Genomic DNA, 13,274 nt, shown 5'->3' on the forward strand with positions numbered 1-13,274 from the left:
TGCGGCGAAAATAACGCCGGAGCCTGCCATGCCGATTGCCCAATCCCCTGCTGATCTGCCGGATCGCCAAACCGTTTTGTCCATGTCGGGCCTGCAGTTCATGCAGGCCGTTCTGGCTGGCGAATTGTCGGGGCCGCCCATCGCGCAGGGCATGAATTTTCTGCTGCACGCGGTTGCGCCGGGCCGCGCTGAATTTCGCGGAACGCCAGAATTTGCCCACCTGAACCCGGTCGGCGGCGTGCATGGCGGCTGGTATGGCACGGTTTTGGATAGCTGCATGGCCTGCGCCGTGATGACGACGGTGCCCAAGGGGTCGGTCTACACCACACTGGAATACAAAATTAACATTGTTCGCGCGATCCCGCCGGGCACACCCGTCATTGCGACAGGCATTGTCGACCACGCAGGCCGGTCCACCGGGGTATCGACGGGCCGGATCGAAGGGCTGGACGGCAAGCTTTATGCAACAGGGTCAACGACTTGCCTAATCATGCAATTCGAAAAACCCTAGGGCTGATAGGCGGCATCCGGCTGGTCGAACACAACCGGGGCGATGCTATCGTGCAGGCGCTCGGACGGATCGAACAGGATAGCGCGCGGTTGGCGCAGCAAGAAAACCTTGGCCCAGCCGTGCCATTGCCCGATAGACGGCGCGCTGGAATCGCAGGGAAACCGATCTTTCCATCCATCCGGAAGCGGCACACCGCAGGCGTTGATTTTCTCTAGCATCCACACCAACGGAATATTCGCCAGCGGACGCGCTGGCGGATAGGCACCAACCTGCCCGCCCACATCGCCATGCGTGCCGCGAAACCAGACCTGCTCTACCACGGCATCGCCATCCAAACTGGTATCCCACATCACAGGGCGATAAACATTCCGCCGTTCGTCCAAGGCAAGCGCGTGAAAGCCGTAGCGCACATGACGTCCCAAACGGTGATCGTGAAAACCGTGGTGATCGGCGCGGTCCAGCGGCGTGCGGCGGCCCAGCGCCTTGACCGTATCCCAGACGCCGACAGCCTCGATCTGGACGTCATCGTGGCACAACAGGCGACGAAAGGCGGATGCGGCCTCTGACCCGCCGCCAGCTTGATAATGGCGATAGGCGGTGCGCACGGCACTGACTGTCGCCTCGTCGTGTTTCAGCAAGCCAATGCGGCCGATGAGCCCAGCCAAAGAGCGCACAGCAAAGGCGCCGCGCGAATAGCCCATCAAAATGATGGTATCACCGGGCCGATAGCGTGAGGCGAGCACGCCGTAGGCCCGCCTGATCTGCCTGTTCATCCCGCGGCCAGTCATCACGTCCCACGTCTGATACCAGTCCGTCCATTGAATCCCGGCCTCGTAATAGACGGTCAGGTTTGCGCGCTGCCCGACCTCGCGCAGCAGTTTGAACGTGCGGCCTGCGTTCGTCGCGTTGCCTTGGGACAACGATGACATCGTGCCATCCAAAATGATGACATGCGTCGCAGGCCCGCGCCTGCGATGCGCGCCGCTTTTCTGGCGCGGTTGAAGGCCAAAAAGGCCAAGAAACCAGTTACGCGGGTTCAGAACGGGCCTCCTGCAACCAGCCCCAGACACGGTGCGGCGTAAAAGGCATCTCGACCTGCCGCACGCCGCTATCCCACAGCGCATCCAGCACGGCATTGGCGACGGCCGCCAGCGCGCCGACGGTTCCCGCCTCGCCGCAGCCTTTCATGCCCATCGGGTTATACAGCGACGGCGTGCCGCGGGTCGAGAAATCAATCATCGGCACGTCCGCGGCGCGGGGCATACCGTAGTCCATGAAGCTGGCGGTCAGCAATTGACCGTCCTCGTCAAAGACAACGCGTTCCATCAGCGCCTGCCCAAGGCCCTGCGCGACGCCGCCATGCACCTGACCTTCGACCAATACCGGGCTGATCAGATTGCCAAAATCATCGACAACGGTGTAGCGATCAACGGCTGTCTCCCCCGTCTCGGGGTCAATTTCGACCTCGACCACATGGGCACCGTTCGGAAAGCTGCGGTTATCCAATGTGATCCGCTGGCTGTGGCGCAGCAGGTCGGTGCGGCCATCGGCGCGGGCCATTTCAGCAACGTCCAGCATGGTCGGCGTCAGGTTCGATCCCGCGATGCGAAAGCGTTCGTCGTCAAAGCTGACTGCGCCGTCTTCCTTCTCGCTTAGATAGGCGGTGAACGACGTGATCATGGCGTCCACCGTCGCCAGCGTCGCGGTATTCTGCACCGTGACAGAGCGTGACCCGCCGGTACCGCCGCCCGTCGCGATGCGGTCGCTATCGCCTTGAATGACGGCAATGCGGTCCGCCGGAATGCCCGTCTGGTCCGACAGAAACTGCGCATAGACGGTTTCGTGCCCCTGCCCATTCGACTGCGTGCCAACGTAGATCAAAGCGCCGCCACCTTCCGTAAACTCCACCGTGGTGGTTTCCGAAGGATCGCCCAGAATGCTTTCGATATAGTAACAGATGCCCTGACCGCGCAGCTTGCCCGCCGCCACCGACGCGGCCTTGCGCGCGGCAAAGCCCGGCGTGTCGGCGCTGCCCTGCGCGGTATCCAGCAGCGCAGAAAATTCGCCCACGTCATAGGTCACGCCGCTGGCCGTTGTATAGGGAAACTGGTCCGGCGCGATAAAGTTACGCTTGCGCAGATCCCAGCCGCTGATGCCCAATTGGCGCGCAGCCTCGTCCATGGACCGTTCAAGGACAAAGATCGCCTCTGGCCGCCCCGCGCCGCGATAGGCGTCAACGGGCGTCGTATTCGTATAGATGCCGCGGGTGCGCATATAGGCGTGCTTGACCGCATAGGTCCCGGTCAGGACCTTGCTGAACAGATCGGTCTGAATGCCCTGCCCGAACTGGCTGTTATAGGCGCCCATATTCGCAAGGGTATCCAGCTTATACCCCGTCAGCCGGTGGTCTGCGTCAAAGGCGAGCGTCGCCTGTGTTACCAGATCGCGGCCAGCGTTATCCGTCAGCATGCCTTCGGTGCGTTCCGACATCCAGCGCACGGGGCGACCCAGCGCGCGGGCTGCATGGGCCACGACAAAGGGTTCGGGATAGCGCATTGCCTTCATCCCGAAACCGCCACCGACGTCGGGCGTGGTCACGCGCACGTCTTCTGGCGAAAGGTCGAAATGCTTGACCAAATCGCCCTTGGGCACCCAGACACCCTGCCCGTTCACAGCGACATGCAGCCGGCCATCGGTGACCTCGGCGTAACAGCCGCGCCCCTCCATCGCGTTGCAGATGATGCGGTTGTCGGTGACTTGAACCTGCACAACATGGGTCGCCGCAGCGATGGCCGCATCGGTCGCCGCCTCATCGCCAAGGCCGTAATCGAACGCAAGGTTATCGGGCGCAGTGTCGTGCAGCATCTGCCCGCCCACCGCGACGTCCATCTTGGCGGGCAGATCGTCGATATCCACCATCACCAGCTCTGCCGCGTCGCGGGCCTGCGCCAAAGTGTCCGCGATCACACATGCAATCGGCTCGCCCACGTGGCGCACATGACCCTGCGCCAAAATGGGCCGCCGTGTATGCGCGCCCTTGCCGCCGTCCCGCGTCTTGATCTGCGCGCCGGCCAGATCCAGCACCATGCCTGCCGCCAGCAAATCGTCCGCCGTCAGCACCGCATGCACACCGGGGGCCGCCCGCGCATCATCCGCGTCGATCCCCGTCAGCACGCCATGCCCGACCTGAGCGCGCACAAACACAGCAAACAGCGCGCCCGCGGGCGCAATATCATCGACATAGCGCCCCTGCCCGGTCAGGAACCGCTGATCCTCGACCCGGGTGATAGGCTGACTTTTCCCGAACTTTTCCATCGCAGGCGCACCTTTATATTTCCCGGCGAACCCTAACCCAGACCGCGCCAGTGTCCAGAGCCGGGCATTGCCCCTTTTCCCCTTGCCCCCCATTGGGTAAACCCTAGTCAAACAGATGTAAGGACACGCCCCATGGCCCTGGATAAAACCTTTGACCCCGCCGCACGCGAAGCCGCGATTTATGCCGCCTGGGAAGAGGCCCGCGCGTTCAAGGCTGGCGCTGGCAAACGCCGCGATGAAACATTCACCATCATGCTGCCGCCGCCCAATGTGACCGGTGCGCTGCACGTCGGCCACGCCTTCAATCATACGCTGATGGACATCCTGACGCGGTGGAAACGGATGCAGGGATATGACACGCTGTGGCAGCCCGGTCTGGACCACGCAGGCATCGCCACGCAACTTGTCGTGGAAAAACAACTTGCTGCGGCCCAGCAACCCGGCCGCGCCGATCTGGGGCGCCAGGCCTTTATCGCGAAAATCTGGGAATGGAAGGCACAGTCCGGCGGCACGATTGAAAAGCAGGCCAAGCGTCTGGGCGACAGCATGGACTGGGACCGCTCTGCCTTTACCATGTCCGGGGCCGAATCCGCGCCAGAGTCCGAGAAAGACGGCAACTTCCACGACGCCGTGCTCAAGGTCTTTGTCGACATGTATAACAAGGGACTGATTTATCGCGGCAAGCGCCTGGTAAACTGGGACCCGCATTTTGAAACCGCGATTTCCGACCTCGAGGTCGAGAATATCGAGGTCGACGGCCACATGTGGCACTTCAAATACCCCCTCGCGGGCGGTGCGACCTATACCTACGTCGAAAAGGACGAGGATGGCGCAGTGCTGTTCGAGGAAGAGCGCGATTATATTTCCATCGCCACCACGCGCCCCGAAACCATGCTGGGCGACGGCGCCGTTGCGGTCCACCCGGACGACACGCGCTATGCCGCAATCGTCGGCAAGCTGTGCGAAATCCCCGTCGGGCCGAAAGAATCCCGCCGTCTGATCCCGATCATCACCGATGAATACCCCGACATGACCTTCGGGTCCGGCGCGGTGAAAATCACCGGCGCGCACGATTTCAACGACTACCAAGTCGCCAAGCGCGGCGGCATCCCGATGTTTGCCCTGATGGACACCAAAGGCCGCATGCGCGCCGACGGTCGCCCCTACGACGAAGAAGCCGCAACCGCGCAGGCCATCGCGAATGGCATAGAGTCCTTTGACGAAGCCAAGATCGCAGGCATGAACCTTGTGCCAGAGGCCTACCGCGGCCTTGACCGCTTCGAGGCGCGCGAGAAGGTCATCGCCGACATCACCGCCGAAGGCCTTGCCGTGATGACCGTCGCCACCGACCCGCGCCTTGGTAAAGCGGCGATCAAAGCCCCCGTCGCGCCAGAGGAAGGCGGCGAAGCCCGCACCGAGGCCGAGGAACTGGTCCCGCTGGTCGAGGCCAAGAAGATCATGCAGCCTTTCGGCGACCGCTCCGGCGTCGTGATCGAGCCTGCCTTGACCGACCAATGGTTCGTGGACACGACACAAATCGTCGGCCCCGCACTGGACGCCGTCCGGGACGGCCGCACCAAGATTATCCCCGAGAGCGGCGAGAAGGTCTATTACCACTGGCTGGAAAACATCGAGCCTTGGTGCATCTCTCGCCAGCTGTGGTGGGGTCACCAGATTCCGGTGTGGTATGGCCTCGACCTCGGCGTCGCCGACGAACATAACCCCTCCGGCGATCTGGACGAGGTCGATTTGATGACCCTGCTAATCGACGGCGGCATGTTGCACCGCGACGACGTGATGCACTGCGGCGTCGATCTGGACAGCATCAAATCGGCCTTCGTCTTCGACAACGCCGACATCCCCAGCCCCCTAAGCCACGCCAAAGTGGTCGAGGTCAGCACACGCGCCGAGGCGATCCAACGCTTCAGCGAAAGCCTTGCGCAATACAACGTGTCTCAGGACCCAACCCAGCTGGAATACCCCGTGTGGCGCGACCCCGATGTGCTCGACACTTGGTTCTCTTCCGGCCTGTGGCCCTTCGGCACCCTCGGCTGGCCCGAGGAAACGCCAGAACTGGCGAAATACTTCCCCGGCGATGTCCTGATCACCGGACAAGACATCCTGTTCTTCTGGGTTGCCCGGATGATGATGATGTCGCTGGCCGTGACGGATGAAATCCCGTTCCACACCGTCTACTTGCATCAGCTTGTCCGCGACGCCAAGGGCGAGAAGATGTCAAAGACGCGCGGCAACGTCATCGACCCGCTGGCAATGATCGACCTTTATGGTGCTGACGCTCTGCGCTTCAACAATGCCGCGATGGCTGCGATCGGCGGCGTGCTGAAAATCAACGAAGACCGCATCAAGGGCTACCGCAACTTCGGCACGAAGCTCTGGAATGCCACCCGCTTTGCGGAAATGAACGACGTCTTCACCGCCCCGCGTGCAGACGGCGTCCCGCAGGCCACCCAAACCGTGAACCGCTGGATCATTGGCGAGACCGCTAAAGTTCGCGTCGAAGTCGACGCCGCCCTGACCGCTTACCGCTTCAACGATGCAGCGAATGCGCTTTATGCCTTCGTCTGGGGCAAGGTCTGCGACTGGTACGTCGAATTCTCCAAACCCTTGCTGCTTGACGGCGCAGAGGCCGAGAAACTGGAAACCCAGCAAACCATGGCTTGGGTGCTGGACCAGTGCTTTGCCATGCTGCACCCCTTCATGCCCTTCATCACAGAAGAGCTTTGGTCCCTCACCGGCACCCGCGCCCAAATGCTGGCGCTGACGCCGTGGCCCGACACCCTCACCGCCGATCTGGTCGACGCGCAGGCGCAGGCCGAAATGGATTGGACGATCTCTTTGATCGACGGCGTCCGCTCTGCCCGCGCGCAAATGAACGTGCCCGCTGGCCTGAAAATTGGCGTGCTGCGGATCGAGGCTGACAGCGACGCGCAAAAGGCGCAGGCCAGCAACCTGCCCATGATCCAGCGCCTGGCCCGGATCGAAAGCATCGACGTCGCCGCCGAGGTGCCCAAAGGCTCCCTGACCGTCGCTGTCAAAGGCGCGACCTTCGCCCTGCCGCTGGCAGGTCTGATCGACGTGGACGCAGAAAAAGACCGCCTCGCTAAGGGCCTGATGAAGCTTGAAAAAGAAATCAAAGGTCTCGCAGGCCGCGCGAACAATCCGAAATTCGCGGACTCCGCCCCGCCAGAGGTTGTCGCCGAGACGAAGCAAAACCTCGCAGACCGCGAAGCGGAAGCAGAACAGCTCAAAACCGCCCTCGCCCGCCTGTCAGAAATCGACTGACCCCGGCATCATCTTGCCAAAAATACTCCCGCCGGAGGCATCAACGCGTGCCTCCGGCCACCCGTCCTCGCTTTTTCCTGAAATACTCCCGCCGGAGGCTCCCGTGGCTCACCCAACAGACCCCCGCCTAACCCCTCTGGCGCAATCCTTGCCCGCCACCGTCCCCTTCGTCGGCCCGGAAACACAAGAACGCACGCGCGGCAAACCCTTCGCTGCCCGCCTCGGCGCGAACGAATCCGGCTTTGGCCCCTCGCCGCGCGCCATCGCAGCGCTGCAATCCTCCGCCGCTGATATCTGGCAATACCCAGATCCAGAGGCGTATGACCTGCGCCAAGCCCTTGCTGCGCATCACGATATCGACGCGGCCCACATCATGGTGGGCGAAGGCATCGACACGCTGCTGGGCAATCTGGTGCGCCTCATCATCACCTCTGGCGATGCGGTCGTGACCAGCGCCGGGGCATACCCGACATTCAACTACCACGTCACCGGCTTTGGCGGCGTGCTCCACAGCGTCCCATATGCGGGCAATCACGAAGACCCCGACCGCCTGATCGCCAAAGCGAAAGAGGTCGGCGCAAAGCTTATTTACATCGCGAACCCTGACAATCCAATGGGCAGTCACCACGATGCCGCCACGCTGCAACGCATGATCAGCGCTGTGCCGGATGGCTGCTTGCTCGTGCTGGACGAGGCCTATATCGACCTCGCGCCGGATGGCACCGCGCCCTATGTCGCGCCGCATGACGACCGCGTCATCCGCATGCGCACATTTTCCAAGGCTTACGGCCTTGCAGGGGCCCGCACGGGTTATGCCATCGGGCCAGCGCCGCTGATCGCCGCCTTCGACCGGGTGCGCAATCATTTTGGCATGAACCGCAGCAGCCAAGCCGCCGCGATTGCTGCGCTGGCGGATCAGGATTGGCTGGCGCAGGTACAGGGCAAGGTCGCCGCCTGCCGTGACAGCCTGGCCGCGATTGCGCGCGGCAACGGGCTGACGCCGCTGCCCTCCGCCACAAACTTCGTCACCATCGACTGCGGCCAAGACGGCACCTTTGCCCGCCGCGTGTTGGTAGCGCTAGGCGATGCAGGCATTTTCGTGCGCATGCCCTTCGTTGCGCCGCATGACCGCTGCATTCGCGTCAGCTGCGGACCAGACGCGGAAATCGCCGCCTTTGCCGCCGCTTTGCCGCAGGCGCTCGCCTCTGCCCGATCACAAGAGTGATGGCACGCAAATCACCGCTTGCGGCCGCGATTTAACAGCATAACTCCTAAACGTAACGCAAACAGGAGTTCATACGATGTCAACGACACTCGGAGCAATCGCCGGACTGGTCATAGGTGCCGCCGTTGGCGTCGGCGGTATGATGGTCTGGGATCATGGCGACATATCCGGAATGGACTATGGCGACATGCCAGTGGACCACGGGAACATGACGGGCGACATGCCGATGACTGGCAATCCCGACCATGACTTCATGGCCGGCATGGTGCCCCATCACCAGTCCGCCATCGATATGGCGAACACCGTGCTGCAAACGACATCTGATCCGCAGATCAAGGCGCTAGCCGAAGATATCCTTGCCGCCCAAGCTGCCGAGATTGCGCAGATGAACGACTGGCTCGCCGCTCATCCGCAATAAGGTTTAGGCGGCGGCGATCACCTCTGCCGCCGCCCGAATACCGCCCGCCTGATGGGGGATATCGCAGGCGATCAAACCCGCCTCGATCGTGGCAAGACAGCCAAGGATCATCTGCGCGTTCACATGGCCCATATGGCCAATGCGGAACCACGCGTCCGCAGGCTCGCGCCCCAGACCAATACCCAGCGTCAGGCCCGCCTGATGCTCGCACCACTGCCGCAGCTTGTCGCCCTGCCCCGGCTCCATCCCGATGGACGTGACTGAATGGGACCGGTTCGCCGGGTCCTTGACGTTCAGCCGCAGCGCACCGCCCTGCCCCCAGACATCGCAGGCCGCCCAGATCGCGCGGGCCAGCACGGCGTGGCGGGCCATGACATTGTCCAGCCCCTCTTCTTTGATCAGATCCAGCGCGGCCCGCAGACCGTAGAGGTGATGCGTTGGCGCGGTGCCGTTAAAGTATTCATAAAACATATTTGGATGCGCGCGCGGCTGCCAGTTCCACCAGACCGACACGCGGCCCACTTGCCGCCCCGCCGCCTTGGCGTTGAAAAACACGAACCCAAGGCCCGCCGGGGTCATCAGACCCTTCTGGCAGCCTGCAACCATGACATCGACGCCCCAGTCGTCCATCGCAAAGTTATCGCAGCCCAGCGACGCCATGCAGTCGGCCATCAGCAGCGCATCATGCCCGGCCGCATCCATCGCCGCCCGCACGCCCGCCACATCATTGCGCACCCCGGTCGAGGTGTCGGTCTGGCACACCAGCACTGCCTTGATCAGGCCGGCGCTGTCAGCCTTTAGGGCGGCGGTCACCCGGTCCATGTCCACCGCGTCCTGTTCGCCAAAGTCCAGCACATCGACGCTCAAGCCAAGGCCGCGCGCCATCTCTGCCCAGCCGTGGCCGAACCGGCCTGTCGCCAGCACCAGCACGGTGTCGCCGGGGGCGCAAACGTTGGCCAGCGACGCCTCCCATGCGGCATGGCCGTTGCCGGTATAAATCGCGACGTCTCCCGTCGTTTGCGCCAAAGCTTTTAGGTCAGGCAGCAGGCTTGCCACGACGTCGTGCAGCTCTCCCTCGTAGATATTAGGGGATGCGCGGTGCATCGCCCGCAGCACGGCGTCTGGCATGACAGAGGGGCCGGGAATGGCAAGATAGGTGCGACCTTGGGACAGGGACATCGGCAGGCTTTCATTGTCAGGTTTCGCCGCGAACAGTACTCTGCCGCGGCGCAGCGTCAACACCGCTCGCTCGCTTGCCGCGCCGCGTCCAAGGGGTTAGGTGTATCGTCACAGCCGCCCTGACCGCAAAGGCCCCCGCATGCTGCGCAAGTTCCTTACGACATTTTCAGGGCCGGGCCGCGCCCATGGTTTAACCGACGCCGCCAGCCGCAGGCGCGCGTGGTGGCATTACCAAATGATTGATCACGGCTTTCTGCGCTATCGCTGGACCAACTTCGACGAAGTCGCACCGGGCGTTTTTCGTTCTAACCACCCGCATGAGAGCCGCCTGCGCGCCTACCGCGACAGGGGTATCAAGGCCGTGCTGAACCTGCGCGGCGAAAACGATGCCCCCGCTTATCTGTTGGAAAAAGAGGCCTGCGCCGCCCTTGACCTTGACCTGATCAGCGTCAAATTTGCCGCCCGCGGCGCGCCGATCCGCGACAAACTGCTAGAACTTTTCGACGCCTTCGACACGATCCAGCGCCCGTTCCTGATGCACTGCAAATCCGGTGCTGACCGCGCCGGATTGGTGTCCGTGCTGTATTTGCTGGATCAAGGCACGCCATTGGCAGAGGCACGGCAGCATTTGTCGATGAAATATCTGCACCTGAAATGGACCAAGACAGGCATTCAGGACGCCTTTTTGGACGTTTATGCCGCGCGGCTAGAACAAGGCCCCATCTCGATCCGCGACTGGGTGCGCGATGAATACGATCCGGACGCCGTGCGCGCCCTATTCGCCAGCCGCCGCACGTTGTCGGTATGAGCAAATCCGCAAGCACAGAGGCGTTCCGCTGGCTTTGGCGCAGCTATCTGCATCCACACCGCTGGGTGATCGCGCTAGCCGTCATCATGATGGCGATCGAAGGCGGTATGCTGGGGCTTTTGTCCTATCTGATCCAGCCAATGTTCGACCGCGTCTTTATCGGCGGTGACAGCGGTGCGTTGTGGGTCGTAGGCCTTGTCATCATGGGCATCTTTTTGACCCGGGCTGTCACCTCTGCCGGGCAGCGGATTTTGCTGCAAAGCGCCAGCCAACGCGCCGCCGCCGGCATGCGCAGCGATCTGCTGTCGCACCTGATGCAGCTCGACAGCGCCTTTCACCAAATTAACCCGCCCGGCCAGCTGATCGAGCGGCTGCAGGGCGATGTCACCGTCGTCAGTTCCAGCTGGTCCGCGATCCTTGTCGGCCTTGGGCGCGATGCGGTCACGGTGCTGGTGCTGTTCAGTGTCGCCCTGTCCGTCGACTGGCGCTGGACGCTGATCGCACTGGTCGGCACGCCGTTCCTGATTATGCCCGCTCTGCTGGCGCAGGCCTATGTGCGCCGCCGCTCTGTCACCGCGCGCGATCTGGCTGGCCGCATGGCGACCCGTCTGGACGAGGTGTTTCACGGCATCAACCCCATCAAGCTTAACGCGCTAGAGCGGTATCAATCCGACCGCTACGACACGCTTGCCGACGCCCGCGTCGGAGCAGAGGTCAAGGCCGTCGCAGGCCAAGCCGCAGTGCCCGCCATGATCGACGTCATGACGGGTGTCGGCTTTCTGGCAGTCATGATCTTTGGCGGCGGCGAGATTATCGCCGGCAACAAAACCGTGGGCGAGTTCATGTCCTTCTTCACCGCCATGGCGCTGGTCTTTGACCCGTTGCGCCGGCTGGGCCAGACCAGCGGCCAATGGCAGGTCGCAACGGCCAGCATCGACCGGCTGCGCAGCATCTTTGACGAACGCCCGTCGCTGCTGTCGCCGCCAAACGGTGCCCCTGCACCGGCCCATGCGCCGCAAATCACGCTGCGGGACGTGGCGCTGAACTATGGCGATCTGCCCGTGCTGCGCGGTGCCAGCTTTACCGCTGTCGCCGGGCGCACGACGGCGCTGGTCGGTGCATCTGGCGCAGGGAAAAGCACAGTGTTCAACGTGCTGACCCGGCTGGTGGACACGGCTGATGGGCAGGTGATGATTGATGATGTGGCCGTGGACCAGATGGATCTGGCAGCCCTGCGCGGGCTGTTTTCGGTTGTCACGCAGGACGCCGCGCTGTTTGACGAAACGCTGCGCGATAATATCCTGCTGGGCCGCACCGACATCACCGACGCCCGCCTGAACGCTGTGCTGGACGCGGCCCATGTAACCGATTTTCTGCCGCAACTGCCAAACGGCCTAGATAGCCCCGCTGGCCCGCGCGGATCGAACCTGTCGGGCGGCCAGCGCCAGCGCGTCGCTATCGCCCGCGCCCTGCTGCGTGACACGCCAATCCTGCTGCTAGACGAGGCGACAAGCGCGCTGGACACTAAGTCCGAGGCCCTGGTGCAAGAGGCGCTCGAGAAGCTCTCTGTGGGGCGCACAACGCTTGTCATCGCCCACCGCCTATCCACCGTGCGCAACGCCGACAGCATTGTCGTGATGGATCATGGCCGCGTCGTCGATCAAGGCACCCACGACGCCCTGCTTGAACGCGGCGGTATCTATGCCGATCTATATGCGATGCAGTTCAAGTCCAAAGAAGGTGACTCCCATGACTGACCGTGTCGTTCTGGCCCTGACCGGGGCCGACCGGGTCGATTTCTTACAAGGCCTCGTGACGAACAACGTCACCGGGTCAGACGGCAAACTTGTCTACGCCGCATTGCTGACCCCGCAGGGCAAGTATCTGTCGGACTTCTTTATCATCAATGAACCGGATCGCATTCTGATCGACGTCGCCGCCAGCCACGCTGCGGCGTTGTTGCAACGGCTGACGATGTACCGCCTGCGCGCCAACGTGCAGATTGCGCAGACAGATATCATAGCCTCGCGCGGTACCGGGCCCGAACCGGACGGGGCGCTGCGCGATCCGCGCAATGCAGCATTGGGCTGGCGCTTTTACGGCGACCAAGATGTCAGCGATCAAACCGACTGGGACGCCCTGCACGTCGCCCATCTGGTTCCCCAAACCGGCGTGGAACTCCACCCAGAGAGCTATATCCTAGAGGCCGGGTTCGAGCGGCTGCACGGCGTCGACTTCCGTAAGGGCTGTTTCGTCGGTCAGGAAATTGTCGCCCGGATGAAGCATAAAACCACCCTCCGCAAAGGTCTGGTGCGCGTCACAGTGGACGGCACCGCGCAGCCGGGGGATGAAATCGCGTCGGGCGAACGCGTGGCGGGAACGGTGCATACGGTCGCTGGCGATCAGGCGATGGCCTATCTGCGGTTCGACCGTGCCAGCGATCTACGCACGACGGGTGCGCAGCTGACACCGCATCCGGGCGACATTCCCGAAAGCGCGTAACAATTTCTTAGGA

10 protein-coding genes are annotated in these 13,274 nt (G+C 62.8%); 7 read left to right on the forward strand and 3 right to left on the reverse strand.

Annotation, left to right across the window (positions count from 1 at the left end; all coding sequences use genetic code 11):
* Positions 1-28: 28 nt before the first annotated feature.
* A complete protein-coding gene (locus BM131_RS05305; protein WP_090186686.1) occupies positions 29-511 on the forward strand; it encodes a PaaI family thioesterase in 483 nt (160 codons plus the stop codon).
* On the opposite strand, the gene BM131_RS05310 is transcribed toward BM131_RS05305, so the two are convergent.
* Both BM131_RS05310 and BM131_RS05315 read right to left on the reverse strand, forming a co-directional pair.
* Positions 508-1,551, reverse strand: a complete 1,044-nt coding sequence (locus BM131_RS05310; protein ID WP_245754153.1) for a DUF2235 domain-containing protein — start codon at positions 1,549-1,551, stop codon at positions 508-510. The two genes, BM131_RS05305 and BM131_RS05310, sit on opposite strands and share 4 nt — an antisense overlap.
* A complete protein-coding gene (locus BM131_RS05315; protein ID WP_090186691.1) occupies positions 1,538-3,826 on the reverse strand; it encodes a xanthine dehydrogenase family protein molybdopterin-binding subunit in 2,289 nt (762 codons plus the stop codon). Before BM131_RS05315 ends, BM131_RS05310 begins: the two co-directional genes overlap by 14 nt.
* A 132-nt stretch (positions 3,827-3,958) precedes the next feature.
* Here BM131_RS05315 and BM131_RS05320 point away from each other — a divergent pair, with 132 nt between their 5' ends.
* The 3 genes from BM131_RS05320 (at position 3,959) to BM131_RS05330 (ending at position 8,772) form a co-directional block, all read left to right on the forward strand.
* Positions 3,959-7,129, forward strand: a complete 3,171-nt coding sequence (locus BM131_RS05320) for a valine--tRNA ligase (RefSeq protein ID WP_090186694.1) — start codon at positions 3,959-3,961, stop codon at positions 7,127-7,129.
* Positions 7,130-7,232: 103 nt separating this feature from the next.
* A complete protein-coding gene (locus BM131_RS05325; protein WP_090186695.1) occupies positions 7,233-8,354 on the forward strand; it encodes a pyridoxal phosphate-dependent aminotransferase in 1,122 nt (373 codons plus the stop codon).
* Positions 8,355-8,430: 76 nt separating this feature from the next.
* Positions 8,431-8,772, forward strand: a complete 342-nt coding sequence (locus BM131_RS05330) for a DUF305 domain-containing protein (RefSeq protein ID WP_090186698.1) — start codon at positions 8,431-8,433, stop codon at positions 8,770-8,772.
* A gap of 3 nt (positions 8,773-8,775) precedes the next feature.
* On the opposite strand, the gene BM131_RS05335 is transcribed toward BM131_RS05330, so the two are convergent.
* Positions 8,776-9,951, reverse strand: coding sequence for a pyridoxal-phosphate-dependent aminotransferase family protein (locus tag BM131_RS05335; protein ID WP_090187158.1), 1,176 nt, complete (start codon positions 9,949-9,951; stop codon positions 8,776-8,778).
* 139 nt (positions 9,952-10,090) lie between these two features.
* Between BM131_RS05335 and BM131_RS05340 the strand changes: the two genes are divergently transcribed.
* Genes BM131_RS05340 through ygfZ form a run of 3 tightly spaced genes read left to right on the forward strand, consistent with a single transcriptional unit; the run spans position 10,091 to position 13,261 of the window.
* A complete protein-coding gene (locus BM131_RS05340) occupies positions 10,091-10,759 on the forward strand; it encodes a fused DSP-PTPase phosphatase/NAD kinase-like protein (RefSeq protein WP_090186701.1) in 669 nt (222 codons plus the stop codon).
* Positions 10,756-12,516 (forward strand): ABC transporter ATP-binding protein, encoded by a 1,761-nt coding sequence (locus tag BM131_RS05345; RefSeq protein ID WP_090186704.1) that lies wholly within the window; start codon positions 10,756-10,758, stop codon positions 12,514-12,516. Before BM131_RS05340 ends, BM131_RS05345 begins: the two co-directional genes overlap by 4 nt.
* Complete coding sequence (ygfZ, locus tag BM131_RS05350) at positions 12,509-13,261, forward strand: CAF17-like 4Fe-4S cluster assembly/insertion protein YgfZ (RefSeq protein ID WP_090186706.1); 753 nt, start codon at positions 12,509-12,511, stop codon at positions 13,259-13,261. The genes BM131_RS05345 and ygfZ overlap by 8 nt, the downstream gene beginning before the upstream one ends.
* Positions 13,262-13,274: the final 13 nt, after the last annotated feature.

Source organism: Loktanella salsilacus, from assembly GCF_900114485.1.
Lineage (GTDB): Bacteria > Pseudomonadota > Alphaproteobacteria > Rhodobacterales > Rhodobacteraceae > Loktanella > Loktanella salsilacus.

Bases quoted from the DNA above. Each gene is read 5' to 3' on its own strand.
- BM131_RS05305 (WP_090186686.1), top strand. From the start codon at position 29: ATGCCGATTGCCCAATCCCCTGCTGATCTGCCGGATCGCCAAACCGTT.
- BM131_RS05315 (WP_090186691.1), bottom strand. From the start codon at position 3,826: ATGGAAAAGTTCGGGAAAAGTCAGCCTATCACCCGGGTCGAGGATCAG.
- BM131_RS05320 (WP_090186694.1), top strand. From the start codon at position 3,959: ATGGCCCTGGATAAAACCTTTGACCCCGCCGCACGCGAAGCCGCGATT.
- BM131_RS05330 (WP_090186698.1), top strand. From the start codon at position 8,431: ATGTCAACGACACTCGGAGCAATCGCCGGACTGGTCATAGGTGCCGCC.
- BM131_RS05335 (WP_090187158.1), bottom strand. From the start codon at position 9,951: ATGTCCCTGTCCCAAGGTCGCACCTATCTTGCCATTCCCGGCCCCTCT.
- BM131_RS05340 (WP_090186701.1), top strand. From the start codon at position 10,091: ATGCTGCGCAAGTTCCTTACGACATTTTCAGGGCCGGGCCGCGCCCAT.
- BM131_RS05345 (WP_090186704.1), top strand. From the start codon at position 10,756: ATGAGCAAATCCGCAAGCACAGAGGCGTTCCGCTGGCTTTGGCGCAGC.
- ygfZ (WP_090186706.1), top strand. From the start codon at position 12,509: ATGACTGACCGTGTCGTTCTGGCCCTGACCGGGGCCGACCGGGTCGAT.